Origin of the sequence: Methylomonas montana, from assembly GCF_030490285.1 — a bacterium.
Taxonomy (GTDB): Bacteria; Pseudomonadota; Gammaproteobacteria; order Methylococcales; family Methylomonadaceae; genus Methylomonas; species Methylomonas montana.
Genome location: NZ_CP129884.1, coordinates 2,473,397 through 2,499,077, shown reverse-complemented (window position 1 = coordinate 2,499,077; position 25,681 = coordinate 2,473,397). Strand labels below are relative to the sequence as shown.

General features: G+C 50.2%; 24 protein-coding genes. 16 read left to right on the top strand and 8 right to left on the bottom strand.

Going from position 1 to position 25,681, the window contains the following annotated elements; translation table 11 throughout:
- Positions 1-3: 3 nt before the first annotated feature.
- The 5 genes from cysK to QZJ86_RS11550 all read left to right on the top strand — a co-directional run bounded on the left by cysK (position 4) and on the right by QZJ86_RS11550 (position 4,763).
- On the top strand, positions 4-912 hold the full coding sequence (cysK, locus tag QZJ86_RS11570; RefSeq protein ID WP_301670565.1) for a cysteine synthase A: 909 nt from the start codon (positions 4-6) through the stop codon (positions 910-912).
- A 45-nt stretch (positions 913-957) separates the two neighbouring features.
- Positions 958-2,214 carry a hypothetical protein gene (locus QZJ86_RS11565; RefSeq protein ID WP_301670564.1) on the top strand — a complete coding sequence of 419 codons (1,257 nt, stop codon included), beginning with the start codon at positions 958-960 and terminating at the stop codon, positions 2,212-2,214.
- Positions 2,207-3,268 carry a hypothetical protein gene (locus tag QZJ86_RS11560; RefSeq protein WP_301670563.1) on the top strand — a complete coding sequence of 354 codons (1,062 nt, stop codon included), beginning with the start codon at positions 2,207-2,209 and terminating at the stop codon, positions 3,266-3,268. Before QZJ86_RS11565 ends, QZJ86_RS11560 begins: the two co-directional genes overlap by 8 nt.
- Positions 3,255-3,983 (top strand): hypothetical protein, encoded by a 729-nt coding sequence (locus QZJ86_RS11555; protein WP_301670562.1) that lies wholly within the window; start codon positions 3,255-3,257, stop codon positions 3,981-3,983. Before QZJ86_RS11560 ends, QZJ86_RS11555 begins: the two co-directional genes overlap by 14 nt.
- Before the next feature lie 210 nt (positions 3,984-4,193).
- Positions 4,194-4,763 carry a hypothetical protein gene (locus QZJ86_RS11550; RefSeq protein ID WP_301670561.1) on the top strand — a complete coding sequence of 190 codons (570 nt, stop codon included), beginning with the start codon at positions 4,194-4,196 and terminating at the stop codon, positions 4,761-4,763.
- A 663-nt stretch (positions 4,764-5,426) separates the two neighbouring features.
- Here QZJ86_RS11550 and QZJ86_RS11545 read toward each other — a convergent pair.
- Positions 5,427-6,884, bottom strand: a complete 1,458-nt coding sequence (locus QZJ86_RS11545) for an MBL fold metallo-hydrolase (RefSeq protein WP_301670559.1) — start codon at positions 6,882-6,884, stop codon at positions 5,427-5,429.
- 254 nt (positions 6,885-7,138) lie between these two features.
- On the bottom strand, positions 7,139-7,306 hold the full coding sequence (locus tag QZJ86_RS11540; RefSeq protein WP_301670558.1) for a hypothetical protein: 168 nt from the start codon (positions 7,304-7,306) through the stop codon (positions 7,139-7,141).
- 188 nt (positions 7,307-7,494) lie between these two features.
- Here QZJ86_RS11540 and QZJ86_RS11535 point away from each other — a divergent pair, with 188 nt between their 5' ends.
- The 5 genes from QZJ86_RS11535 to QZJ86_RS11515 all read left to right on the top strand — a co-directional run bounded on the left by QZJ86_RS11535 (position 7,495) and on the right by QZJ86_RS11515 (position 12,534).
- Entirely contained in the window at positions 7,495-9,195 is a 1,701-nt protein-coding gene (locus QZJ86_RS11535) for a copper resistance system multicopper oxidase (RefSeq protein ID WP_301670556.1), read from the top strand.
- Complete coding sequence (locus tag QZJ86_RS11530; protein WP_301670555.1) at positions 9,188-9,874, top strand: copper resistance protein B; 687 nt, start codon at positions 9,188-9,190, stop codon at positions 9,872-9,874. Before QZJ86_RS11535 ends, QZJ86_RS11530 begins: the two co-directional genes overlap by 8 nt.
- 276 nt (positions 9,875-10,150) lie before the next feature.
- Positions 10,151-10,657, top strand: coding sequence for an aspartate carbamoyltransferase (locus QZJ86_RS11525; protein WP_301670554.1), 507 nt, complete (start codon positions 10,151-10,153; stop codon positions 10,655-10,657).
- 378 nt (positions 10,658-11,035) lie between these two features.
- On the top strand, positions 11,036-11,224 hold the full coding sequence (locus QZJ86_RS11520; RefSeq protein ID WP_301670553.1) for a DUF6726 family protein: 189 nt from the start codon (positions 11,036-11,038) through the stop codon (positions 11,222-11,224).
- Positions 11,225-11,568: 344 nt separating this feature from the next.
- Positions 11,569-12,534 (top strand): tetratricopeptide repeat protein, encoded by a 966-nt coding sequence (locus QZJ86_RS11515; RefSeq protein ID WP_301670552.1) that lies wholly within the window; start codon positions 11,569-11,571, stop codon positions 12,532-12,534.
- 21 nt (positions 12,535-12,555) lie between these two features.
- Here the strand turns inward: QZJ86_RS11515 and QZJ86_RS11510 are convergent, their stop codons facing one another.
- The 6 genes from QZJ86_RS11510 to QZJ86_RS11485 all read right to left on the bottom strand — a co-directional run bounded on the left by QZJ86_RS11510 (position 12,556) and on the right by QZJ86_RS11485 (position 20,105).
- Positions 12,556-13,245, bottom strand: a complete 690-nt coding sequence (locus QZJ86_RS11510; RefSeq protein WP_301670551.1) for a hypothetical protein — start codon at positions 13,243-13,245, stop codon at positions 12,556-12,558.
- A 664-nt stretch (positions 13,246-13,909) separates the two neighbouring features.
- On the bottom strand, positions 13,910-15,352 hold the full coding sequence (locus QZJ86_RS11505; RefSeq protein WP_301670550.1) for a glycosyltransferase family 2 protein: 1,443 nt from the start codon (positions 15,350-15,352) through the stop codon (positions 13,910-13,912).
- Positions 15,349-16,221, bottom strand: a complete 873-nt coding sequence (locus QZJ86_RS11500; protein ID WP_301670549.1) for a HEAT repeat domain-containing protein — start codon at positions 16,219-16,221, stop codon at positions 15,349-15,351. The genes QZJ86_RS11505 and QZJ86_RS11500 overlap by 4 nt, the downstream gene beginning before the upstream one ends.
- 178 nt (positions 16,222-16,399) lie before the next feature.
- The gene (locus tag QZJ86_RS11495; RefSeq protein ID WP_301670548.1) at positions 16,400-17,644 is read right to left on the bottom strand and encodes a YaiO family outer membrane beta-barrel protein; all 1,245 of its coding nucleotides are present in this window, start codon (positions 17,642-17,644) and stop codon (positions 16,400-16,402) included.
- Between the two features lie 10 nt (positions 17,645-17,654).
- Entirely contained in the window at positions 17,655-18,038 is a 384-nt protein-coding gene (locus QZJ86_RS11490) for a response regulator transcription factor (RefSeq protein ID WP_301670547.1), read from the bottom strand.
- A 447-nt stretch (positions 18,039-18,485) separates the two neighbouring features.
- On the bottom strand, positions 18,486-20,105 hold the full coding sequence (locus QZJ86_RS11485) for a SulP family inorganic anion transporter (protein WP_301670546.1): 1,620 nt from the start codon (positions 20,103-20,105) through the stop codon (positions 18,486-18,488).
- Between the two features lie 342 nt (positions 20,106-20,447).
- Between QZJ86_RS11485 and pgaB the strand changes: the two genes are divergently transcribed.
- From pgaB to QZJ86_RS11455, 6 genes are all read left to right on the top strand, one after another.
- Complete coding sequence (gene pgaB / locus QZJ86_RS11480; RefSeq protein WP_301670545.1) at positions 20,448-22,367, top strand: poly-beta-1,6-N-acetyl-D-glucosamine N-deacetylase PgaB; 1,920 nt, start codon at positions 20,448-20,450, stop codon at positions 22,365-22,367.
- 7 nt (positions 22,368-22,374) lie between these two features.
- A complete protein-coding gene (gene pgaC, locus QZJ86_RS11475) occupies positions 22,375-23,721 on the top strand; it encodes a poly-beta-1,6-N-acetyl-D-glucosamine synthase (RefSeq protein ID WP_301670544.1) in 1,347 nt (448 codons plus the stop codon).
- Positions 23,718-24,155 carry a poly-beta-1,6-N-acetyl-D-glucosamine biosynthesis protein PgaD gene (gene pgaD / locus QZJ86_RS11470; protein WP_301670543.1) on the top strand — a complete coding sequence of 146 codons (438 nt, stop codon included), beginning with the start codon at positions 23,718-23,720 and terminating at the stop codon, positions 24,153-24,155. The genes pgaC and pgaD overlap by 4 nt, the downstream gene beginning before the upstream one ends.
- 68 nt (positions 24,156-24,223) lie before the next feature.
- Complete coding sequence (locus QZJ86_RS11465) at positions 24,224-24,748, top strand: glycine cleavage system protein R (protein WP_301670542.1); 525 nt, start codon at positions 24,224-24,226, stop codon at positions 24,746-24,748.
- Between the two features lie 4 nt (positions 24,749-24,752).
- Entirely contained in the window at positions 24,753-25,223 is a 471-nt protein-coding gene (locus tag QZJ86_RS11460) for a peroxiredoxin (RefSeq protein ID WP_301670541.1), read from the top strand.
- 210 nt (positions 25,224-25,433) lie between these two features.
- Positions 25,434-25,673, top strand: coding sequence for an OadG family protein (locus QZJ86_RS11455; RefSeq protein ID WP_301670540.1), 240 nt, complete (start codon positions 25,434-25,436; stop codon positions 25,671-25,673).
- The last annotated feature ends 8 nt before the right edge of the window (positions 25,674-25,681 follow it).

Sequence of the window (25,681 nt, the reverse complement as noted above, 5' to 3'; positions counted from 1 at the left end):
TCAATGCCTACCGCAAATAATGTAACTCAATTGATCGGCAACACGCCGTTGCTGAAATTACATAAACTGGTTCCGGAAGATTCGGCAACGGTGCTAGTGAAGCTGGAATCGAGGAATCCTGGCGGTTCAGTGAAGGACCGGATCGGTTTGGCGATGATTCAGGCCGCGGAAAAAATGGGGCATTTGAGACACGGCGGCACTATCGTCGAACCTACCTCAGGCAACACGGGTATCGCTTTGGCCATGGTGGCTGCCGCGCGCGGTTACCATTGCATCTTGACGATGCCGGAGACGATGTCGATCGAACGTCGGCAATTATTGGCTTTATATGGTGCCGAAATTGTGTTGACGCCCGGCGCCGAAGGTATGAAAGGTGCGATTGCTAAAGCGGAAGAGATTGCTAGGCATACACCTGGTGCGTATATGCCGCAGCAATTTGAAAACCCCGCGAATCCGGAAGTGCATAGGCAGACCACTGCTCAGGAAATCTGGTCGGCGACCGATGGCCAAGTCGATGCCTTCGTCTGTGGCGTCGGTACTGGCGGTACCATTTCCGGAGTCGCCGACGTGATTAAAAACCGCAATCCGCAGTTTAAGGTGATTGCCGTCGAGCCGGCGGAATCGCCGGTGATTTCCGGCGGCATCCATTCGCCACACAAGATTCAAGGCATAGGTGCCGGTTTCGTGCCGAAAAATCTCGAGGTTGATTTGCTGGACGGCATCGAATTGGTCAGTACTGCTGAGGCGTTTGCAATGCGTAAAAGACTGGTCGAAGAAGAGGGCATCATGGCCGGCATTTCGTCCGGTGCCAGTGTCTGTGGCGCGTTGCGGGTAGCGGCGCAACTGGGACTCGGTAAAACTGTGGTGACCATTATTCACGACACCGGCGAGCGCTATCTCAGCATGAGCTGACACTGTTTCACCCGTAAACCTGCTGGAGCGATTAAAATAGCGACTATGAATAATCCCAGCATAAAGATTCGTTCCGGCGGACTCGGTTATTTTATTAACCGAATTCAAACCCTGTTTGTCAGCATGTTGCGGATTTGGACGATACCCATCGTGCTGATGCTCAGCTTATCGTCCGGCTTCACGACTTATTACGGTTTATCGCACTTCATCACGCCTTGGATTGCTCTGGTGATCACCGTTGCGATCCAATCCATCATCGTCATCTGTTCTCTGGAAATGGCCGGCATCCACTGGAAAGCTAACCGGATACGCTATTTCACCGTGGTCGCTTCGCTCAGCGTGGCGATTGCTGCGTCGGTAACGTTTTCTTATTTCAAGTTTTACGAAATATCCGAGCAAGAAACGCTGCACATTAATCGTCTAAATCAACTTAGGCAACAAACCAAGGATTATCTGGACAGCATCCTGCAGGTTAAAAGCCAGATGCTGCAACAACAAAAACAGGAACTGGATAAAGCGTCGCTGGATGCCAGTCAGGCTTATTTCGGCACCCATAATCAAATTGGGCCCGGTTATAAAAACCAGGTCGGCGAGGGGCCGTTTTGGCGCCATTACAACCAGATTTATCAGGAAAAGAAACAAGCCTTGCAGCAGCAGGAACAGGCGTTTCTGGCGCTGGATAACAACATTCGCTTGCTGCAAAGCAATCTTAACCAGCTGGATGTCACCAACGATGCCGAAGCGACTTATTCCCAGTTTTTGAAGAACTATCAGGATATTCAATTGGGTGTAAACCAACTGGCCAGCAACATGGGCTTATCCTTGCCCGATGCGCCGTTGTTGATGACGTATAAGCAGTTTGTCGAGGAAGTAAAACCCTCGTTTGCAATGTGGCGTGGGTTTTCCTGGTTCGCGTTCGCTTGTGCGGCGATGGTGGATTTTTTTACCGTGCTGTTGTCTTATCGGTTGGAGTTTACCGCGCCGGGGCCTTTGACCGTGCAGGAAGAGGAGTTGGTGTTCGAATGCCTCAGACAATTTACCGAATTCCGCATCAACGAAAATGACGAGCTGGAGATGATTATCGAAAAATCGGACCTGGAAAAGGCCAGGCGTTATTCGGATTGGTCGCGAATGTTCGTGGTGGGCTTGCTGTTGAGCAGAGGATTTCTGCGCAAAGTAGACGACAGGACGGTGGAGTTTGCACCCAACCTTTATCCCTTGATCGCCGAAAAGATGTCCGACAAAATCGCCGCGATCAAACAAAAAGCAGCCAGCGCACCACGCGCCGTGAGCCATGACTAATCCGGATACCGAATTGGAAGCCTGGTTGTCGGGTGGCGACTTATTCGAAGAAACGTATCTCGATAACGAACAGTGGCTAGCCGGGTTCGATGCCGACCGGCAAGTGGTTGCGTTAAAAATCGGTCCGTACAAAAAGCTGTATTTGCGGCCGAAAAAATTCACTAAGCGCTTTTATCATCGGCTCCATCCGTTAGCCATCGAAAGCTGGCCGTACCGGCGGCAGCTAAAAATGTTCGACGATTTTTGCACGCTGGATTTGGCGCTGGACTTGCGCTTTCAGGCCACTTTGGCTTATGTGCAAAAAAACAGCGAAATGCTGGCCACCATCAATCAGCACATCAAACAGCTCTATGCCGACATTATCGACGATATTGTCAATCTGGAGCTGCAAGCCCTGGCGGATGGATCATGGATACAAAACGGTCTGAGCGACCTGGAAAGACGTATCGGGCTGGCCATTAACCAGGTCTTGGTGCAACAGCACATTCAGTCGCAAGTGGTGTGCAACCTGACCGCCAGTTTTGCCGAATTTCCTAATGTGCAGTTGGGCCGGGATAGCGTTTATCTGCATGTCTTAAAAAAAACCTTCGAGCTAAACGAACAAAAAAACAGAGAGTTGCTTAGGCAACAACGCTTGCTGGAACAGGAAGAACTGCTGGAAAAGCGCCGTCACCTGGAGCATCTGCAACAGTTAGCCGAGTTGGAGCAACAGATTCAAGCACAGGAAGCGGAAAAACAGCGGCGCTTGCTGGAAGACCAGCAAGATCAGCTTTGTCAGCAATTGGCACTCGAAAAACGGCTGTTTGCCGAACAGCTTCGCCATGAAAATGAATTGAAGGAAATGCGTTTTGAAGCCGAATTGCGCGCCCAGGAAAAACAGCAGGCCAGACAAAGGCTCGCGGAAAGTTTGCAACTGACCGATCATCTGGCGCATCAGGCCATGCTACACGACAAAAAAGTACTTGCCGATATTCGCTTGCAACAACGCACTCAAAATCTATGGCAAGATAGTAATCCCGCAAATCCGACAGGGGGCGATCATGTTGAACAATAAACTCATCAGATTTGGTTATGTTGTTTTCGGATTGTTCCTGTCGATGTTTTTGGCGGCCTGCTCGACCACCCCGCGACCCTTGCAATTTCGCACCGAAATCGATTCCTTGGTAGCCGCTACCGGGCAACAGAATAATATGCGGTTTGTGGTGTTGCCCGGCAGCTCGGACGCTAACGAACAGGATTTGCAATTTATCGAATTTAAAACGTATATCGAAAAAATCCTAGCCAATCGCGGCTATAGCAAGGCCGGCTCCTTGCAAGATAGCAATGTGGTGATGTTCCTGAGCTATGGCATTGGCGCGCCGGAAGTGCATCAGTATTCCTACGAAGTACCGATGTGGAACGATATGGGCTATTACTATCCTTACCGCATGTCCCGGTATTACCGTGGTTATTATCCAGGGTATGGGGTGGGTGGTTACACGCAACGGATAGAATCTTATACGACCTTTCGGCGTTATTTGGTGTTGGAAGCTTGCGATAAGGAGGCTTATTTACAGCAGCAACAGCGCAAGCAACTCTGGAAAACCAGTGTGCAAAGTAGCGGCGCCAGCAACGATTTGCGTTTGGTATTTCCATATATGGCGGCAGCCATGCAAGCCTATATCGGTAGCAACACCGGTCACATGATTACCGTGGATGTCGACGAAAGCGATCCCTTGGCACGCAGCCTGCTCGGACCTTATCAGCCAAGCCAAGCACCAGCACATTAGTCATCGGTTTGCGATCAGCCATTGCCGCGTGCAAATAGGCTAGCCTTGACAATGCCAAACGGCGGGGACAGACTGCGATGGAGTTTGGCTGATGCGAAGGCCATGGGGTAGGGTGATTCCAATCAATTATTCGACCAAACGATGACTTAGCCGATCAGCGTTCGACGAACGTTACCCCTTTTATACGATCGGGTAAGGCGAATTTTAGGGATGAAAACACACAATAATAACCGGGAGCGCATCATGAAAATATTCAATATCGTTTGTTTGGGATTTGTGCTGGTCTTAACGAGCCAATCGGCGCGAGCCGGAACCTATAACCTTGAACCTGGCGATATGGTGCTGGCCAATTGTCACGACATATACACCAAAGGCATAGTCAAAGCCAAAGTGGATAATGGCTACACCGTGCATTTTCCAAAGAACAGCGGCCCCATCCAATGTCCGCCGTTTCGTTGGCACGCGGAATTCGTGCTGCCGTTTCAATCAGTTCCTGAATATAGCTTGAAGTTCTTGGCCGGATTAAAGCGAGACATGCTGTTCCGGGTCGGAGAACAAGTCACCTTCAGAGTGGAAACCGATAAACGCGTGGTGAAGAATAAGGCCAATATCGATATCGATGCGCAAATTACCGACATTAGCAGTAATGGCGCCATCGCCGTCAAGCTGCTGAGTACCGACCCGGAAGCGGCCGCGACCTTTTGGCAATGGATCGGCGGCAACTATGTCGATTTGCGGCACAAATATCTGGAATTGGAAAGAGATAAAAGATCTCGCTAAGCCGACGAGCAGCGTGTATTCTCTGTGGCGGCTTTTAATTGTCGAAAATATTTACAGAGGATATTGCAAAATCAATCCGCAACCTTGATCTCCCATCAAGTTATCTGAGCTGTAGTTAAGCGAATAACTCAAATATGCCGGGAATTTGCCGACATGGAGCGTAACGGGATAGCGTTAAATATCCCGTTATTATCAATCAAACAAGTCGGAAATCTTTACATTTCTATATTACCGCTATATGCGGTAAGTCATTCAATATGCTGAAAATCGTTGTTTTCCATTGAAATATATTAATCAAGCATACTTATTGCTGTTCAATTGATGTGGCAAAATTGTTGAATAATCGTGAATTTAGCTATAAAGCGAGGGGAAGATTATGGACGCAAAAAAATCAGAAACATCAAATGAACGCCGCGATAGTCAATGCGATCATCCGTCATTAGCCAAAGAGTTTGTGCTAGGCGTTCCAACCGGGAATTTCGTGTGTGCGCAGTGCGGTCGCCATCTGTCTTCGATATTGAGAGGGCGTGGAAGATAGATCCATTTTGACAATGGTTTGATAAATCATCTGAATTAACAGACGCCTACTGCCTTGGCGATTCACCAGGGCGGCAGACGCGGGTCGACACAATACCAAGGTTTTTGCCTCGACCCGTTCGGGGATTATCTGGATGCTTTGGTGATCCCGATAGCACTACGCAAATCGGCCAACGTGGCTATTCTAGGGCCATGCAGTGCGGCAATCTGGCCAACATTCAGTTTCAGCTTTTGAATATTTTCATACAGGTTCGCTGAATACGGATTGACTGAGGTCGGTGCCGGCGCATTGGCTGCCAGAGGCGTGTAGGCGTCCGCTTCCACCAGAATCTTCTCGCTGGGCAGATAAACCAACACGAAAGCGTCGTTGTGGCTATTCCCGGCTATAGAATGAATTTCGATATTGCGTTTACCGTCCGACAATATCTGCTTGCCGGTAAAGCTTTCAAAATGGGCAGATTTTTTCGATTTGGCCAAGCGGTCGGGATTGATAGTATGTGGGGCGTCCCATACTTTTTGGTAATAAGCCTGATTGGGTTGATGGGTGACGATGGTGGCGCCAGCGTCGACGAAGGTTCGCAAGCCGCCGGAATGATCAAAGTGAGCGTGGGTATTGATCAAATATTTGATCGGTTTGTTGGGGATGGTCTCTTTCAGTTTGGCGATGATCGCTAATGAGCGTTCCTCGTTTAATGGTGCTTCGACCAAGACGATGTGGTCCTTTTGTTCGATCGCGACGCTGTGATGGCTGCCGCCGGTTAAATAATAAACGCCGTCGGCCAGTTTGCTGGCTGCGACCACGGTAGTCGGTGGTTTGCTGGCTTCCTGCGGAATGGCAATATTGACGGCCGGATTGGCCTTGACCGCCGAGACATTGATATCCAGCACCGGATAGCCGCCCTGAGTCCGGATGATATGGCCGGGAAATTGACCGCCGTCGAATTCTTTATAATCGCTGTATTGGGTTTCCACCAGCGTGTCGCCCAGTACTGGGTTGTCTATCCAGGTTTGCACCTTGGTCAGTTGGTTTTTGGTGTTGAGGGTGCCGACGTAACGATATTTGCCGCCAATGCTGAATGATACCTCCGTGCCGTTATCGATGTCCTTGGATTTGGCTTGGTTGGCCAGCGCCGCCTTCAAAAATCCCTGCGGACTGGACCAGATTTCGGCGGTACGTTCGTCAACGGATGCGGGCTGAGCGCTTGGCGTGGCATTGCCGGTTGTAGCGACATTCCAGGCGCTGGTGCCGCTGATATATTGATCGACCTTTTGCTCTACTGGTGCCGGACGGGTACGGCCTGGCTCGATAACTTGTGCGCGGGCGATTTGCACTCTAGCGCTGGCGGTGTCGTAATTGATATCGGCTGTATAGGCTTTAACATCGAATGGTGGCCAAGGTAGATCCGGATTCGGCGCTTGACCAAACTGATACCAGCGGCCGGTGCCGGAGAATTCGATGGATTTAATAGTCGCCGCGCCGGAAGCCTCGCTAGCATGTTGCAAACTGTTCTGATGCAAAGAGCTGCATCCTGTACTGGCCATCGCAATGGCTAGGCCAAGCGCGCTGTTTATCGATCTACGCATGAAATCTCCTTGGGTTTTATGAGGGGCATGAATGGCAGTGTTGTTGCAAGACACATACCAGGAGGGTCAGAAGGCATGGAGGTATTGCGATTGCCGATGCGGACGGGAGTTTGGCCTTAGAAATAGCTAAGTTGCGGAGGCCAGTTTTGCTGAATATTCAGCAGGTGCTGTTGATTAGCTGCATTCATACAGACAAAGCCGGCTGGCCCCTTGGAGTCGAGACGGCTCGTGTGGCAGGATGTTGTCAACTGGCGTTAATCTTTCTTGGCTTCTGGTTCGGCCGGGCCCTCGGTTTTATCACCATCGTCGATCCGGGGTAACGATTTGTCGGATCGATTTTCTTTTGCCAGTACCTTGGTGACGAACAGTAAGCCTCCCACCAGCGCTAACACCATTACTACTTCAAGCAGCATTCTCATCATGGCCATTACCTCTATCACGATTAATCGAGTCGGCGAACGTCTTGTTTTAACCTTTTAGGCTTCATCGGTTTAGCTGTCAACATTTGGCATAAGCGGCAGCGAAGGTATCGTTTATCGATAACCAGTTCCCAATACTCAACTATTAAGTGCTAAAGTAAAACCAGGCTCAGTGCGTATTCAGGGGTATTATGCAAATTCTCGGTAATGGGCATTATCCGGACGGCAAATGCATGGCTATTTGCCTTTGGCTGATCGTCATGGGGCCGGTCTTGGCTTACGCCGATGTTTATCGGCTATCTATCTCGGAAAAATCGATTAATCTGATCGGCGAATCGCAGACAGCCGTGCTGGCTGATGGTAGTTTGCCCGCGCCCACCCTGTATTGGCGGGAAGGCGAACAAGTGACATTGCAAGTCACCAATTTGCTCACGGAACAGACTTCGATTCACTGGCACGGCATCATCTTGCCGTATCAAATGGACGGCGTGCCGGGCATCAGCTTTGACGGTATTGCGCCCGGCCAGACCTTTACTTACCAGTTTCAAGTCAAGCAAAGCGGCACTTATTGGTATCACGGCCATTCCGGGATGCAGGAGCAGCAAGGTCTGTTCGGAGCGCTGATTATCGAGCCCCTGCATGATCATCAGCCGGTTGATCGCGACTATGTGGTGATGCTGTCCGATTGGCCGCGCGCGGACCCGCATCGCTCGATGGCCAGGCTAAAAAAACAAAGCGATTACTATAACTTTCAAAGACGCACCGTCGGCGATTTTTTCACCGACATACAAAAGCTGGGGTTTTGGGAAACGATTGCCGACCGTTTGGCTTGGGGCGACATGCGCATGGAGCCGACCGATCTAGCCGATGTGACCGGTATCAATTACCGTTATCTGATCAACGGCCAAGCGGTGGACGCTAAACAAATCTATCTGTTCAAGCCGGGTGAGACCTTACGCCTGCGTTTTATCAATGCCTCGGCGATGACGCATTTTGATTTGCGCATACCCGGTTTGAAGATGCGGGTGATCGCCGCGGACGGGCAGCCGGTGATGCCGGTCGACATCGAGGAGTTTCGGATCGCAGTCGCGGAAACTTACGATGTCTTGGTCCAACCGCAAGCCGATCAGGCTTACAGCATATTTGCCGAAACCATGGATCGCAGCGGTTATGCGCTTGCCACGCTGACGCCGCGCGAGGATTTACACGCGCCGATTCCGACTATGCGGCCGATAACCTTATTGACTTTGGCTGACATGGGCGGCGCACATAGTGGTCACGCCGGTCATCAAGCCGCTGAGTTGCACACCCAAACCAACGACGCCGACCAACAGCACGCCGAGCATTCCGCACCATCTGCGCAGGATCATGCCGGGCACGAAGCGGTCGGGGCTGTCCCGCCGGCGCATGTTCATCAGCAAACGCATATTGATAGCGAGCCGGCCATGGAGTCGCATGCGCTGCTTGATTACAAGGATTTGCAAGCTACGGAAGCCAATCATGCCTTGATGGGGCCGCCGGACCGGGAAATCACTTTGCGGCTGACCGGAAATATGTATCGTTATATCTGGTCGTTCGACGATACAAAATTCGCCGATGCGGAACCGATACGGGTGAAGTTTGGCGAACGGATCCGCTTTCGTTACGTCAATGAAACCATGATGAATCATCCGATTCATATTCACGGCCTTTGGCAATATCTGGACAACGGTAAAGGCATGTATAACCCGAAAAAGCATGTCATCAATGTCAAGCCCGGCCAGACTGTCAATGTCGATGTGCCGGCCGATGCCGAGGGTGAATGGGCTTTCCATTGTCATTTGCTCTATCACATGGATACCGGCATGTTCCGCAAATTAATCGTCGAAAAGGCGGAGCAACGACATGAATAATACCTTGAAAAACATTTGGTTGTGCGGGCTATTGGCAGCGATGAGCATGAATGCCGCCGCCCAAGAACACTCGATGATTTTCAATCATTTCAAGGCCGATCGGCTGGAGTACGAAGGCAATCAAGGCTTGCATCTGTTCAAATGGGATGTACAGAATTGGACAGGCAACGACGAACACAAGCTATGGCTAAAATCGGAAGGCGATTACTCCGCCGATCAGAATATCTTCGGTCGCGCCGATTTGCAGCTACTGTACAGCCGCAATATCGACACCTTTTGGGATTTTCAAATCGGCGCCAGACGGGCGTTCGAGCCGGAGCGTACTTTCGATGCGGTGATTGGTTTTCAGGGCTTGGCACCGTATTTCATCGAAGTCGATAGCGCGATGTTTATTAACGAGAAAGGCAATGTGTTGGGACGGCTGACTCTGGGGTACGAAATGCTGCTAACCCAGCGTTTGATTTTCCAGCCACGAGTCGAGATCAACCTAGCGGCGCAGGATATACAAAATCGCGGCGTGAAATCCGGCGTCACGGAGTTTGAGGCGGGTTTTCGCTTGCGTTACGAGATCGAGCGCGAGTTTGCGCCGTATGTGGGTATGGATTATGTCGAGGAAGCGTCGTTGCGCGAACACCAACATAGCTTGCGCGGTGTGGTGGGCTTTCGGATTTGGTATTGACACCGCCGCCTTCGCGCACCAAAAGCCGTTATCTAACAGCATATTTAAAAGAATGCCGGGTTTATGAACCGTATTCAATTGAAATTTGTCCAATGCAAGCTTTGCACAATCAACAACAATCATCCAGGTGCAGTTCAAATTTCGGCATTCTCGGGTCAGCTACCGAGCCGCCTTTTGCGGGAAATAGGGCGGTTGTTTGAATGACCGAAATTCGATCCGTAATAACCACTAATCGACCGTTGTGATTTTAAAGTTAATTAAACCCGGAGTGCAGTCATGAAAAAACATCCTTTGATAATAATTGCCGGACTTTTGGTTTTTTCCACCGCCAGTGTGGCTGTGGAGCAGGCCAGCGCCAAGCAAGCTAATGCTGCTCAACAACTGATACCTTATTCGCTCGCCCAAACTGTGCAGACCTTTAGCAAAACAGTTCATGGCGGCGTGCAGCATGTGGTCGTCAAGTCGGCGGATAATGCACGCGATATAAAATTGATTCAAACGCATCTAGCCAAACTTGCCGTCGATTTCAGCAAAGGCGATTTTTCCGTGACCGAAAAGCTACACGGCGCGGATATGCCAGGTCTGGCGAGATTGAAAATGGCAAAAACCGACGATATTCGATTCGACTATAAAGCCTTGGCAAACGGTGGACAGATTCATTATGCGAGCGAATATCCACAATACATACAAGCATTGCACGAATGGTTCGAGGCCCAAGCCGCGGAGCACGGGGCAACAGTCGCGCCAGGGCATGCCCAGCACCATATGGCGCCCGCAGAATAAGCCGGACGATGCGCGTCGGCGGTTTCGGATGCGCATCGAATGGAGGGTTCAGGTTTGACTATTGACCATGAGACCGCCGCTGGCGAAACCGTCGAGCCAAGCCATGGCCGGCAGTTTCTTCAAATAACCGGCCAAGAAGCTAATGGCCAATAATACGCGGCAAGCAATCCAATCATAGTTTCTAAGGTCGTTGAGTTTTTATCAGCGATGTAATATCCCGTATCGATACATACATCAAAACCGGCAGAACAGGCCGATATTGATGATATCTGGTTCGTTCTCCACTGGCGCGCTTCGCGCTGGAGTATCACCCGGTTGTATAATGGTTATCGGTAGTACAAAACCATGCACAAAATATCTTAAAGACCGGGAGTTAGTATGAAACCAATAAAAATCGTGTTGCTGCTGCTAGGCGCTACGCTACTGCAAGGCTGCGTGATTACCAAGGTCGCATCGGTACCGATGCGTCTGGGTGGCGCGGTAATTTCGGTAGTCCCTGGTGTTGGCAATTCCGCTCACGATGCGATAGATTCCGCCGCCGACGCCGTGGATGATATTCCAATATGAAATGACGTGATTACGGTATCGAGAGCCTGACGTAATCAGCCGATTGCACATCCCTTCAAATATCGCAATGTCACCGTCAAAACGATCCACGGCAACATGGTGTTTTATCGTCGCGGAAGGCTGTTGCGGCAATTCCCATTGAGAGACTAACCGGGCGGCGGCTTTCAGGCATCTAGGGGCAATACCAAAAACGTTTGCTTTTAGGGAAGGCGATGCTGGAAAATTCTGGCTTAGAAAAAATTAAAAGAGCATCGCGTTGAATACAGCCAAGCTTTTATGAATGGCTTATCTATCAAATCGATGCACCATTTTTATACACTTGTTGGGGAGCCACCGGCAAAAATATGTTCGACTACTTCAAAAAAACTGTTGGCTTTGCCATGTTAGGACTGCTTGGCATTGCACTAGGGTATTGGATTTTGATTACCCCTGATAATCCAATATTACGGATTTTTCGCGGCGAAATCTCCGATGTCAGCGCGAACATTATTACCGGACCTTATCCAGTTGAAAAAGATTTCAAACGTCTGTCAGAAAACAATATAAAAACGATAGTCAGCTTATTGGATCCGGCGTTGCCCTATGAAAAACAGCTGTTGGATCAAGAAGGCGAGTTGGCCGGACGTTATGGTATGCAATTACTAAACTTCCCGATGGCCAGCATTCTTGGGCAAAAGTTTGGAGCTTATTATGAGCAAAACGCTAATCACGCTGCCGAGACAATCGCCAATCATGCCGGCAAACTTTATCTTCATTGTTATTTGGGGGTTCATCGGATTGCCACCGTGAAAAAATTGCTTGAGGCAAAACAAATCAAGGTGGCTCGTTATACCCTGCAGGAAGGGGAGCGCAGTCGCCAAGCAGTAAAACTCGATTCGGCGGAAACAAAGTTCAACGAGGGCGATTATCAGCAGGCTTTGACGCTTTTAGATGAAATTCGGGCGCCGACTCCTGCGGCGGTATTGTTGCATGCCTGGGTCAATTACAAACTGGGTAACATAGAGGCTGCGCGAAAATATTTCACCACTGCAGAGGGTTTGCTGCCATCTTCTACCGATCCACTAATAGGCACCGCTTACTGCAATTATCGGGACAACTTACTTCCCGCTGCCGAGCAAGGATTTACCAAAGTGCTGGCGAAAGAACCGGACAATGTTGAAGCATTAAACGGGTTGGGATTGGTGTTGGCCAGAGAAAAACGCTTAAAAGAAGCCGCGGATTATTTTCGAAAAGTGCTACAACTCCAGCCCAAACATCAAGAGGCTCGGGATCAGTTGCAAAAAATCGAAACTAATCTCGTCGTGCCTTAGCCAAGCCGTAAATAGTTAGGTTTAATAATCAAGACCATGCAAAGCAACGCCGGCAAATGATGGCGAGTCACTGAAGCGATATTCGATTTTGCTGATTAAGTCATGTAATGCTTCCGGTTTTTGGAAAAAGCTGGTATTGCTTCCCTCCACGTTACGTGTGTGGGATAACCGATAGGCTTTCTCGCCGGATAGGGCTTGCGGCTGTTTCAGTAACATTAAGACTTTCACGGAACCAAAATCGATTTGCCAAAGCTCACCCTGTGCCGCCTGTGCATAGACACGTAGTTCCTGATCCGCTATAGGCAGGGATTCCAGTGCGATAAAAACCGACTTTTTGTGCGTATCGCCCCAGGTCAGAAATTTTTCCGTAAAATCATTAATTTGATCCAGATCAGTGCGGTAATTCATAACGGTTAAACTGTTCAAGTGGGCTTCGACTGCCGTCAGAAGTTCGCTTCCTTCTTTTTGTTCCGGATTAAGCCAAAATGGAATCACCATGTCTAGCGCCAAAGATGGCGTTACTTGCCGTACGGCTGCCACGGTTTCAGCTTGTTTTTTTAACCAAATCCCCGGATTTACGTGGTAGCCGGGTAGCAAGTAGGGCTCTATATCCAACTGTAGGCCATCGAGTTTGTTTGGGTCGGGTTCGGAATTGAAGGCTTCAATCGATTTGGCTAGATTGAGGAAATAGGGGCGTTGGTCGTCGAGCACCGCATGCGGATCGCCCAGTACTGCCCAAACTTGCAAACCATGCCGATGAGCGAGTTGCAAAAACTCCCGCAATTGATTGGCATGACTGATTTGCTGTTCTGAGAAGGGTAACGAGATATAAATCCGCTGTAACCCAAATTTGATTTGGGCGTCGAAAATACGCTGCGGTGTTTGTTGCCAGATGGTGGGTGACCAAAACCAGGCGGATCGAGGATAATGTATTGGCGATGTTTTAGGCCCCGTCAACTTTGGCGGAAGGGACTCGTCCCTAACGTGCACCGTCGCTGCCGATGCATCAATGTCAACGATTTCTGTGACTTTGAAGGTTTGTTGATTTTGTTGGCCTAGCAAACCTAATCGTCTGGCCTGACTATCCGAAGGGCTTGCAAAACCAACCCAAGCCAAGTCATCAGTGCTGATCGGTAATTGCCTAACTTGGCAGCTTGGATCATTGGGCGGCTCTGCGCTAATCCGCAGAAGTCTGACAGTTTGCGTTGAATCGAGAATGTGCGATAGATAACCGGGAGGCAGCGGATCAGGTAAGGACGGATAGGGACAAAATTCTAACCAACTGGCGTCGGCCATACTTGAGACAACTAGCAACAGCCAACATAATCTTTGTGACAGGTGGGTAGCGAATATACTGAGGCCATGTCGGTAGCGTTCATGATGCATACTCCTTCTCCTTTAAATCATGCCACTTGCCTTTGCGCTTCATTTCGCCCCAGCCGTGTTTGCGACCGAATAACCAATGCAAGAACCCTATCACCCGCCAAATTGAATTGAGTTGTCTAAACCCGAAATTCTCCAGAATAGCGGCTAACAATAAGCCTGGAATTTGCTTGGGGTTGTCGTACAGGTGAAATGACATTTCTTCGAGCAATAAACTCGAGACCGATAGTAATAGACCCAGACCGATACTAGCAAATATAAAAATGCTGAACACAGGCCAAGATAGATAATCCAGCCAATAAAAAACGAACATCAGAATGTAGCCGGTCACCTCAACGAGTGGGCCTAAGCATTCGAAAAATAACATGAATGGAAAAGCCAACCAGCCTGGTACACCGCCATTGAGACTGAACATCAGTCCTAAATTGCCAAACAAACTTTCACATAAGCCGCGTTGCCAGCGCACCCTTTGATTTTTCAGTGTCCGAAAATCTTCCGGTACTTCCGTCCAAGAAACCGGATCGGGTAAGAACACCATGCGATATGTTTGTTTTCGTTTGCGTAGCAATCGATGCATGCGCACCACAAGCTCCATATCTTCGCCAACGGTATCTGATCGAAAACCGCCAATAGCCAACACCACGTCTTTGCGGAACACGCCGAATGCGCCGGATATGATCAGCAATCCGCCAAGAACCGACCATCCCAGCCGGCCAAATAAAAATGCCCGTAAATATTCGATGACCTGAAACAGTGCCAGTAAGTTACTGGGTAAACCAATAGCGCTCATGAAACCGTCTTTAACCGAGCAGCCGTTTGCGACGCGGACGGTGCCACCGACCGCAACCACTCGGCGATCTTCCATGAACGGGAAGGTGATGCGTTGCAAGCTATTCAATTGCAGCATGCTGTCGGCGTCGACCGAGCAGATTAAAGGGTAACGGGCCGCATTAACCGCCGCATTCAGAGCATCGGCTTTGCCGCCATTGACTTTATCGATAACGCGTAAATTGGGGTAGCGGGTTGAACGAAAGATGGCTTTGACGTCCTGGGTGTCTAGCGATTGGCGATAGGCCTCCGGAAAAGGCAGCAAACCAAAATAGTCTGTTAGAGTCTGCAGCGTGTTGTCTGTAGAGCCGTCGTTAACGACGACCAGTTCAAATTCCGGGTAATCCAATTGCAGCATGGATAGTGTTGAGCCAATGATGGTCGTTTGCTCGTTATAGGCCGGAATCAAAATACTGACTGGCGGCTCCATGCCGGAATAGATTTGCGGCATATCTTCCAAAATCTTGTTCGGCATGTAGGCTGACAAGTTGAATAGCGCTACCACATTCAACATCAGATAAAAAAAATTGATGGCGACAAAATAGGCCAAAAAAAACCATTCGCTGAAATGTAAAAGGTCGTTCCAATTGATTGGCAGGCCGGTCATCGATGATCCTGTTCCGCTAAAATTTGCTGCAATATATTTCTCGCGAACAAGTCTTTTCGTGTTTTAGCGAGACGTTTAATCGCACGATGATTCATATAAGGTAAATTTACTAGCGCCTTGGCGGCGCGGTAACGAACCCACCATTGACTGGAATCGAGCAGCTTAACCAGATGGTGAGCATCGCTAGCCGAGCCTAATCGAGAGATCAGCGAGGCTATTTGCACTTGAACTGCCCAGTGGTCGTCGTCAAAAAATTTACGGGCTGTTTCCATTTCGGCAGGATGGCAGATCAAACGCAGCCCGGCCGCAATTAAATCACCGTCGCCATCTTGTTGGTTTTGATTTGCCAAGAGTTTTTGGGTGACGGCCAGCGCCTGGTTATTCGGCAAGTTTTCCAGATATTGAACCAGTCGCAGCAAATAAGGCGGAAATTGAGCGGCCTCGCGTTGGATAGTGTCGAGCAGTGCTTGTTTCAAACAAGGGTCGGTCAATTTCAGCATCAGTAACACCCGCACAGGCACCCAATCGCGGCGCTGAATCAGCAATTGCACTATTTTGTGCTGAGCTTGTTCCGGTGCAATTCTCGCTAGCGCTTTTGCGGCGGTCATCGATAGTAAAGGGGACGCTGAGTCAAGTAGCTGGTCGATAAGCTTTAGCGATTGGACATCCCTATGATGCCCAAGCAGGGTAACGGCCAATAAACGGTCTTCAAAACTACCTCGACGCAGTTGTTTGCGTATCAGTGGCAAAAAACCGGAATCTAGCAGCGCCTGATTGAGCCGCTCCGTGGATTCCCCGCGTAACATTTCTTGATAATGAATCCAAAGGTGCATGAAATCACGCAGATTGCGGCGCCTAAATTTTGGCATCTCGCCTGATTCTCCGGCTATTCTGCGAATCAACCACTTTTGTGCCTTGGTTTCGAATGTTTCGCGAAAATAGCTCTTAAGCAATAAGGAGGTACGCAGCCAGATAATCTCGATGAGCAACAGGAAGGCGAGCAAAATGGAAATTGCTCCGATCCAGAAGGCGATGATAACCCTAATGTCAGAAAGCGCGGCGAATCCCAAGTGTCGCTCCTTCGCGAATATAAGACGTGCCTTGTTCGATATGTCCCAAGTCCCAGGTTAACGCCCAGTCCGGATTAAGCCAATGTCTACCGTGTAGGCCAAAATATTGCGTGTCGTAGACAACGCCTTGGAAACCACCTGTTTCTGCACCAAAGTTGTAAGTAAAGGTGATAGAACTGATGTCATTGTAGTAATACGAAAAGTCAAAGCGGTGACCGAACTGGGTTTTCTGGAAAGAATCGGTCGCGCGGACGGTATAAGCAAAGCGAAAATCAGAGAAATAACTTTCTAAAGTGGAGAAACCTTGTTCAACCGGACCGGTACCGTATTCACTATGGCGGTAGCCGCCGGTCAGGAAAACCCCGTGGCCCAAGCCACCTTGTAACGAAGCCATGATGCTGTTTTTGGCCAAGACCTGAGAAGTCGGACTGACATCTCCTTCCAGGTTGAAAGTCAGATTGGCGGTCAGCGGCTGGTAGGTTCCCAAGAGTAGCTGGATGTCGTTCCGGGCGAAACGTTCGGTTTGTTGAACCGAGCCATATACCAATTGGCGAGGGTTAAAATGATGCTCGATACTCAAATATTCGGATCGCCAATGGCCTTGCTGATTAGTCAGGTTCTCATAGGAACCACCTAACTCAATCTGGTTGGCATAGGGGTCATTGAATTTTCGTTCCAATGCTGTCACGACGCCTGCAACCGGCTTTGTCGCGGCATTTTCCGGAGGCTCTTCTATAGCGGGCCAATTCAAGTTTGGGAAACGTTCCGCTGCCTGTTGTCTCAAAACAAGCGCTTGCCGAAGCGATACTACATCGCCTTTTGCCGCTAGCGCTTGAATATGTAACCGCCAAATATCCGAATCAGCCGCAGCTGAGGCTCTGGCTTTTTCGAGCAACGGCAGGGCTAATGCGGGCTGATTTCGCCATACATAGACTTGGGCGAGCCCTAATTGATAGTCGGTATTTTCCGGTTCGTTCGCCAATAGTGCGCGGTAAGCGATTTCCGCGTCGTCATATTTTTTTTGCCAGGACAGCACTTTGGCTAATCGAAAAGCCGCTTCTGCATTATTGGGATTTTGAATTAAGTCGTCGCGCAGAAGTCGCTCTGCATCTGAAAAACGACCGCTATGGACCGCCTCATCGATCAGGGGCTGGGTATTGGCGGCTGATAATGGCCCGGAAATCATCGAACAGATGATAAACCAACGGTAAATGTGAGACATATACGAAATATTAGCTCTCGTTTATACGGCAATCGATACGAGCTAATAATTCTCCCAATTGAAAAGGTTTGGTGACGTAGTCCGACGCGCCGAGCTGAAAAGCCCTGACAATATCTTGTTCTTGAGTTTTAGAGCTTAAAACAATGATTGGCACTTGTGACCAATTTTCAGTTTTGCGAACTTGCTGCAGCAGTTGATAGCCATCTATGTAAGGCAAAATCAACCCTGTTAAGACCAGTGCTGGCGGATTTGCGGAGTTATTGATGAGTCTTTGTCCCTGAAGACCGTCTGCTGCGATGTCTACCTGGAAGCCGGCTCTTACCAAAACGTAATGCAATAAATCTGCACAGTTTTTGTCATCTTCGACAAGCAAAATCCTTTGTCTTGTTTTCACATCCAAACCGATAATTTAGGTAAGCGTTTATGAAATATATCTATTATGAGAATTTCTAAAAATCAAAATAACCTCCTTCTCCCTCTGGGAGAGGGCATTTTTTGAGGTTCCCTTATGTTAATCGTCGAAGTTATCGCACTCGATAGAGACTGTCAATTTTTGCTTACAAACAGTAATCTTGAGCTACATTCGTGATCTGCTGATGTGTCGTATGTGCTCAGTTTCTTGGGGCAGCTCTACGCAAGGCTTTAACTCTCGTTTGCGATAAATCCGCTAAATCTGTTTTCGATTCCAGCGGAAACCTTTGACCTTGTGTCAAGATAGGCAACAGAGGCCGAATTCAGCGTGGAGCCTATCAACTGATTGGTGAATGCCTCAGGATGTTGAGTCTCTACAGCCGTGTCGAGTATTGCTAGCCCCCTTTTTTGGTTAAGGAGGGACGGAAGTTTATCGACGCTTTCTTGCAGCCAGGGCATGGTCTCCCAAAGATTCCAAATCGGCCAGGCCGTGAATTTCGCAACGGCCGCCACGGGCGATGTAGTCTTCTTGGTAATGGGCGATAAATTCCATTACGGTGTGGTCGATCAGGTCGGCGGCGGTTACATCGAATATCACGGTTTGGCCGTCGGCGAGGGTGGCAATCTGGCTTTTCAACGCCAGAAAGTTGGAGAACAAGGCCGCGCCGCTGACTTTAATAATCCAACTGTCCGGGCCGTTGGCTTGCAGTTTGTAGGACATCGACAGCATGTTGCTCAACGGTACCCCGCGGCCGATATGCAGCAATAGTTTAGCGGCGATACCAAGCAGCACGCCGATCAACAGGTTGCTGGCCAGAATCGCCAAAATGGTAATCACGAACAAGGCCAGTTGCTCCTTGCCCATATCCATGCTTTTGGCAAAGGCTTGCGGCGACGCCAAGCGATAGCCGGTATAGACCAGCAGCGCAGCCAACGATGCCAGCGGGATCGTCGAGATCAAGCCTGGAAACAACACCACAAATAACAGCACGAAGCCGCCATGAAAGAAGTTGGCCCAACTGCTGCGGCCGCCGGCGTCGATGTTAGCCGAGCTACGGACGATTTCGGCGATCATCGGCAGGCCGCCGATCATGCCGGAGACCACATTACCGATACCGACCGCGCGCAGTTCTTTGTTTAAGTCGGAATAACGTTTCTCCGGGTCGAGTTTGTCGACAGCTGCGGCGCTGAGCAGGCTCTCCAGGCTGCCCACCAAGCAGATCGACACCACGCTTTCCCAAAAACCAAACTCGGCGAGCTTGCCGAAATCCGGCAGATAGAAACTGTCCAGCAGACCGTCCGGAAACGTCACCAGAAAATGGGGTGCGAACAGGATGTCCTTGGGGACAATGAAAGCTTCGCCGGGTTGCAGTTGGTCGAGTCGAAAGACCTGGCCGAGCAAGATGCCGGAGGCGATGACGATGATGGGCGCTGGAATCTTGCGCAGCAGCGGCTGTTGCACATGCGGCCAGCCGACTAGCACGACGATGCCGGCCAACGCGATCAGGCCAATTTGCGGCATGAAGTAAATCAGGCTATGCGGCAAGGCCAGGATGCCGGACAGGATGCTGGCGCCCTGACTTTGCACGCCGGCCATCACCGGCAGCTGTTTGCTGATGATGATAATGCCGATGGCCGCTAGCATGCCGTGCACGACTGAAGCCGGGAAAAACGCCGCCAAACGGCCCGCCTTGAAATAGCCCAGCACGGTTTGCAAGGCGCCGGCAATCACAATCGCGGCTAAAGTGTAGCGATAACCGGCCATCGCATCGCCGTCACCTAGCGCCTGTACCGATGTCAGGATCACCACTATCAAGCCGGCTGCCGGTCCGGTGATGGTCAGTTGCGCGCCGCCGATCCGGGATACCAGCAAGCCGCCGACGATGGCGGAAATGATGCCGGCCATCGGCGGAAAGCCGGAGGCCAGGGCAATGCCCAGGCACAGCGGCAAGGCGATCAGAAACACTAAAAAGCCGGCGGTGATGTCTTGCCGCCAATGGCCTTGACCAGCCGAGCGGATTATCGAAGAAGAGGGTAAAGATTTGTGCATGGATACTCCGAGGTGATGATTCGCTAATCCGTCGGGCCTTCAAGCAGTCCTGTCAGCTGCGGCGGCAAGCGCTTTTTTCCTTAATAATAACCAGTTTTTTATTAGGAATTCCAAGTTTATGAGATGTGTTTAATCTGGGCGAGCCGGAGAGATTGTTATTTCTGGATAAGACTTGCAACCTTGCGTAGGGGATAGTGAACTTTTCGATAAAGCTGCGACCATAGCCGCGCGAACAAATTAAGCGGCCTAAAAACAGCGATTCAGGTAAAATGCGCCGTCCTGTTCTGGTCTTTTTCAACACCGAAAACCAGCTGTTTCCAGTATCTTTTCCCGCTTTAATTAATGAATATACGCTTTGTTGCCCGTGTAGTTTTTGTCATTGCCTGTTTGTTTATTAGGCCGTTGCTGGCTGCCGACTCGACTAATGCCAGCTTTCTGGTATTGAATTATCACGATATTCTCGAAGAAGAAGAAAGAGTGCCGCCGTTCGACCGGATTGGGGTGAACAAGGATCATCTCAACGATCATTTCGCCTGGTTGAAGAAAAACAATTATCACGTCATCAGCGTGCAGGATTTACTGGATTGCCTGAAAGGGGATAAGCAACTGCCTAACAAGGCGGTGATGCTGACCTTCGACGATGGCTATTTGAGTTTTTATACCCGCGCCATGCCCTTGCTGAAAAAGTACAAATATCCGGCCACATTGGCGGTGGTTGGCACCTGGCTGGAGCAGCAGAATGTGCCGGGCGTCAAGCCGCTGATGACGCCGGCACAGATTCGCGAGGTGATGGAGAGCGGTCTGGTCGAAGTGGCTTCGCATACTCACGATTTGCATCATGGCATCGTCGCCAATCCGCAAGGCAATGAGCAAAGTGCGGTGACCGCGCGCTTGTATAGCTCGGAGTATGACGAATACGAAAAAGACGAAGATTATCGTAAGCGCATCTTTCAGGAAGTCGATAAGAGTTCGGAACGGCTGTTGCAAATCCTCGGCAAGCGGCCGCGGGTAATAGTCTGGCCTTACGGCGAATACAATTCTATCGCGCTGGAGGCCGCCAAGCTGGCTGGCATGCGCTTGACGATGGGGCTGAATGACGGCACCAACACCTTGGCCGACGCTTTTGTGATGAAGCGGATGATGATCGCCGACGACCCCAATACCGAGCAATTTGCCGGTATTGTGAAAAATCAACGCGCCGGCGAGCAGCTCAGGGTGGCGCATGTCGATATGGATTACATTTTCGACGACGACGAAGAGCAGACCGAGAAGAATCTGGCGGCGGTGGTCGAGCGCATCAAAGCCAGCGGCGCCAATACGGTCTATCTGCAAGCCTATTCCGACCCGGACGGTGACGGCAACGCCGATCAATTATATTTCCCCAATCGGCATTTACCGGTGCGGCGCGATCTATTCAACCATGTGGCCTTGCATCTGCGCACAAGGGCCGGCGTGAAAGTGTATGCCTGGATGCCGATCATGGCTTACAAGGCCGATGTGCCGCTGAAATGGTATGTCAAGGAATGGCGCGACGGCGAACCGCAGTTATCCCGGCATGTGTACACTCGGCTGTCGCCGTTTAACCCGGAAGCGCGCCAATATATCGGCGAGATTTACGAAGACTTGGCCAAACATTGCAGTTTCAACGGCATCCTGTTTCACGACGACGGCATATTGTCGGATTTCGAGGACGTTTCCCCGCTGGCGATGGAGTTTACCCGCACGGTGTGGGGCTTGCCGGCCGAGTTCGACAAAATCCACGCTTCCAGCGAACTGCGTTTGCGTTGGGCGCAACACAAGACCGAGCTGATCGGTCAGTTCACCGATTATCTGACCGATAAGGTCAGATACTATCGGCCTTATCTGAAGACCGCCCGCAATTTTTATGCTTTGCCGCTGTTGAAGCCGTATAGCGAAGAATGGTATGCGCAGTCTTTTCCGGCGTTTCTGAAGCATTACGATTATGTGGCGGTGGAGGCGATGCCGTTCATGGAAGACGCGGAAAATCCCAGACAATGGCTGAAGGAGCTAGTGGAAAAAACCGCGCAATATCCTAACGGCCTGGACAAGATGGTGTTCGAGTTGCAGGCGGTTAATTGGAAAACCAAGCAGGATATTCCGATGCCGATCTTTACCGAACAATTCGAGTTATTGAAAAAATACGGCGCCAAACACATCGGTTACTATCCCGATAACGTTTTTAACGATCAGCCCAAGTTGGCGGAGCTGAAGAAATTCTTTCCGGTGGCTAAAAAGGATTAAGCGATAAATGGAGAACTTGATAGACCAAGTCTGGGTCCAGCAATTCATCGATTGGTGGCTGATTACCCGCGAACATTGGGAGGAAGTGCCTTGGTGGCAGGTTAACGAATGGCTGTCGAGATTCGTGTTTTATTACCCGTTGCTGATGGCCTATGTCTGGATGCTGGGCGGCCTGATTTATTACCTGCGCTGGGAGCGCAATCGCGGCAATGTGCTGTCCGATTTACCGGTGCTGCCGGAATATCCTTCGGTGTCGATTTTGATCCCTTGTTATAACGAGGGCGAGAACGTCCGGGAAACCATCGAATACCTGTTGCATCAGCAATATCCCAATGTCGAAATCATTGCGATTAACGACGGCAGCAAGGACAACACGCTGGAGATTTTGCACGAATTGGCTGATCAACATCCGCAAATTCGGGTGGTCAATCTGGCCAGCAATCAGGGCAAGGCGGTAGGTTTGCGTACGGCGGCCTTGCTGGCAAATAGCGAAATTCTGATCGGCATCGACGGCGACGCCTTGTTGGCGCCGAATGCCACGGCCTGGATCGTCCGGCATTTTCTGGAAGACCCGCATGTTGGCGCGGTGACCGGCAATCCGCGGATACGCAACCGTTCCACGTTGTTGGGCAAGATTCAGGTCGGCGAGTTTTCGGCCATCGTCGGTATGATCAAGCGCGCCCAGCGCTCTTACGGCCATGTGTTTACCATTTCCGGTGTGATTGCAGGATTTAGGAAAACCGCCTTGCACGATGTTGGTTACTGGAGTCCGGATATGGTGACGGAGGACATCGATATCAGCTGGAAATTGCAACTGGCCGGCTGGGCGATTCGTTTCGAACCGAACGCCTTGTGCTGGGTGTTGATGCCGGAAACCTTGAACGGCCTATGGAAACAGCGCAGCCGTTGGGCGCAGGGTGGTGTCGAGGTGCTGCTGCGTTATTTTCGGCCGTTGTGGCGTTGGCGTTCGCGCGGTATGTGGCCACTGTACCTGGAGTGCTGCATCAGTTTGACCTGGGCATTTCTGGTGGTGGCAATGTTGGCGCTGGTGCCCTTGGAGTGGTTTAGCAGTGAACCGCAGGAAGCCTTGGAGGATTTGTCGCCGCATTGGACCAGTATGTTGCTATGCGTGACTTGTCTGATTCAGTTCGCGGTCAGTTTGGCGATAGATTCCAGTTACGAACGCAAAAGCGGCGGCTCTGCACAGCATTACTACTGGATGATCTGGTATCCGATCGTTTATTGGTTGATCAATGTCGGCACTACCATTAACGGTTGCATCAAGGCTTTGCGCAAAAAGAGCGGTCAACGCGCGGTTTGGGTGACTTTGGACCGGGGCTTGAGGCAAAAATGAAAGACATCATCATCAATCAGCCGCATTTGCAAAGTTTCCAGCAAAAGTGCGGTTCGGCCTTTATGTCCTTGTTTAGCTGGTTGTTATGGTTGTATTTTCTATGGCCCTTGTTTACCTTGGGGGCCTGGTTGATGGGTTTGAAAAGCCTATCTGACGAGATTCGCTGGTTCGGCGGGTACAAGACTCTGTTGGAACTATTGCAGATGTACGGCGAGATTGTCGCGATTATTGCCGGGATTTGGCTATGTTGGACGTTGTATTTATCCTGGCTGCATTCCAGCGTGCCGCCCAAACGCACCGAGCCGGTCACCGACCAGCAACTGGCAGTGACCTTTAAAGTCGATGCCGCCCGGTTGGCTGCGGCACGCGCCGGTAAAAAGTTGACGGTGCATTTTGACGAACATGCGGTCATCACAGACATAGTATCCCAATAGCGGTCGCGACTCTGTTTTTCGCGGCGTTGGTGTTACACTGAGCGAGGGATATTTAAGGGCTTAATTCTATGGAACTTGCAATTACAGTGTTGGGCAACAAGTCCAACGGTTTTATCGCGGAGATTTTGTCGGCGCTGAGTGCCTGCCAATGCAGCGTGTTGGAGTTGCGGACCTCTAACATGACCCAAATAACGGCGGCTTATTTTCTGATTGCCGGCAACTGGAATCATATTGCCAAGCTTGAAGGCATGTTGGAGGCGATAAAGGTTCGTTTTGAAATCCAAATGAGTTTCTTACGGCCTGGTCAAGCTACGACTGTTTTGGAAGGTGTGCCATATACTTTAGAAACGATCTCGATGGATAAAAGCGATGTGTTGTTCGCGGTAACGTCGTTTTTATTGGATAGAGGAATTTGCATCGAAGAAATCACGGCCAGTCGTCATCAAGCTGCCTTTTTTAACACGCCGGTGTTTTCCACCAAGTTTGTGTTATTGGTGCCGCCGGAGGTGCGAATTTTATCGCTACGCGAAGAGTTTCTGGATTTCTGCGATAGCCTGAATATCGACGCCATTCTCGAACCCATCAAAAGGTAATCCCATGACAGCACCCGCCATTGGTAGCCCGATTCCCGATTTTCAAATTCCAGCTACCGGCGACAAAACCGTCGAGCTTAGCGACTATCGCGGCAAGAAAGTCGTTTTGTATTTTTATCCCAAGGATAATACTCCAGGTTGTACGACGGAAGGGCAGGCCTTTAGGGACCATATCGAACAGTTCGATCAACTGAATACGGTCATTCTCGGCGTATCCCGCGATAGCGTAAAAATGCACGAAGGCTTTAAATGCAAGCAGGCGTTTCCGTTCGATTTATTGTCCGATCAGGATGAAACGCTCTGTAAACTGTTCGATGTCATCAAAATGAAGAACATGTACGGCAAGCAAGTGCAGGGCATCGAGCGCAGCACCTTCGTCATCGACGAAAACGGCGTATTGATCAAGGAATGGCGCAAGGTTCAGGTCAAAACCCACGTTGCCGATGTGTTGAGCTATCTGCAAGGCGCTCGTTAAGACAATCGTCGCACGTCATCTGATTACTCTTCCAATTCATAAATTTCAGCTCACGATTCTGACTAATATTTCGACGCCAGTGATGGTGTACGCGCCGCGTTTTTGAGCTTTGCCAACTTCCGTCACTAAACCCTTCGCTCCGCTCAGGATTGTTTAATCGGGCGGTTTTGGCGATAATGCGGTGAATTTTTTATCATTTGGGCGAAACACATGAACGAAATGCTGTCTTCTGGTATCGAGCTGATGCTGATCGGAATGGGCATGGTCTATGCGTTTCTGGCAATGCTGATTGTGGCGATCAATCTGATGTCCAGAGCGGTACGCCGCTATTTTCCGGAAATGCCTTCCAAGTTTCCAGAGCAGTCGGTAGCGGTCAGCAACGATAAGGCCGTGATTGCCGCGATTACCGCAGCGGTTCATCAATATCGCAAAAAATACAATAACGGATAATCATACCC

Bases quoted from the DNA above. Each gene is read 5' to 3' on its own strand.
- pgaC (WP_301670544.1), top strand. From the start codon at position 22,375: ATGGAGAACTTGATAGACCAAGTCTGGGTCCAGCAATTCATCGATTGG.
- QZJ86_RS11500 (WP_301670549.1), bottom strand. From the start codon at position 16,221: ATGCCAAAATTTAGGCGCCGCAATCTGCGTGATTTCATGCACCTTTGG.
- QZJ86_RS11555 (WP_301670562.1), top strand. From the start codon at position 3,255: ATGTTGAACAATAAACTCATCAGATTTGGTTATGTTGTTTTCGGATTG.
- pgaD (WP_301670543.1), top strand. From the start codon at position 23,718: ATGAAAGACATCATCATCAATCAGCCGCATTTGCAAAGTTTCCAGCAA.
- QZJ86_RS11465 (WP_301670542.1), top strand. From the start codon at position 24,224: ATGGAACTTGCAATTACAGTGTTGGGCAACAAGTCCAACGGTTTTATC.
- QZJ86_RS11565 (WP_301670564.1), top strand. From the start codon at position 958: ATGAATAATCCCAGCATAAAGATTCGTTCCGGCGGACTCGGTTATTTT.
- QZJ86_RS11520 (WP_301670553.1), top strand. From the start codon at position 11,036: ATGAAACCAATAAAAATCGTGTTGCTGCTGCTAGGCGCTACGCTACTG.
- QZJ86_RS11540 (WP_301670558.1), bottom strand. From the start codon at position 7,306: ATGATGAGAATGCTGCTTGAAGTAGTAATGGTGTTAGCGCTGGTGGGA.
- QZJ86_RS11485 (WP_301670546.1), bottom strand. From the start codon at position 20,105: ATGCACAAATCTTTACCCTCTTCTTCGATAATCCGCTCGGCTGGTCAA.
- QZJ86_RS11460 (WP_301670541.1), top strand. From the start codon at position 24,753: ATGACAGCACCCGCCATTGGTAGCCCGATTCCCGATTTTCAAATTCCA.
- QZJ86_RS11455 (WP_301670540.1), top strand. From the start codon at position 25,434: ATGAACGAAATGCTGTCTTCTGGTATCGAGCTGATGCTGATCGGAATG.
- QZJ86_RS11515 (WP_301670552.1), top strand. From the start codon at position 11,569: ATGTTCGACTACTTCAAAAAAACTGTTGGCTTTGCCATGTTAGGACTG.
- QZJ86_RS11550 (WP_301670561.1), top strand. From the start codon at position 4,194: ATGAAAACACACAATAATAACCGGGAGCGCATCATGAAAATATTCAAT.
- QZJ86_RS11545 (WP_301670559.1), bottom strand. From the start codon at position 6,884: ATGCGTAGATCGATAAACAGCGCGCTTGGCCTAGCCATTGCGATGGCC.
- pgaB (WP_301670545.1), top strand. From the start codon at position 20,448: ATGAATATACGCTTTGTTGCCCGTGTAGTTTTTGTCATTGCCTGTTTG.
- cysK (WP_301670565.1), top strand. From the start codon at position 4: ATGCCTACCGCAAATAATGTAACTCAATTGATCGGCAACACGCCGTTG.
- QZJ86_RS11560 (WP_301670563.1), top strand. From the start codon at position 2,207: ATGACTAATCCGGATACCGAATTGGAAGCCTGGTTGTCGGGTGGCGAC.
- QZJ86_RS11525 (WP_301670554.1), top strand. From the start codon at position 10,151: ATGAAAAAACATCCTTTGATAATAATTGCCGGACTTTTGGTTTTTTCC.
- QZJ86_RS11535 (WP_301670556.1), top strand. From the start codon at position 7,495: ATGCAAATTCTCGGTAATGGGCATTATCCGGACGGCAAATGCATGGCT.
- QZJ86_RS11530 (WP_301670555.1), top strand. From the start codon at position 9,188: ATGAATAATACCTTGAAAAACATTTGGTTGTGCGGGCTATTGGCAGCG.
- QZJ86_RS11505 (WP_301670550.1), bottom strand. From the start codon at position 15,352: ATGACCGGCCTGCCAATCAATTGGAACGACCTTTTACATTTCAGCGAA.
- QZJ86_RS11495 (WP_301670548.1), bottom strand. From the start codon at position 17,644: ATGTCTCACATTTACCGTTGGTTTATCATCTGTTCGATGATTTCCGGG.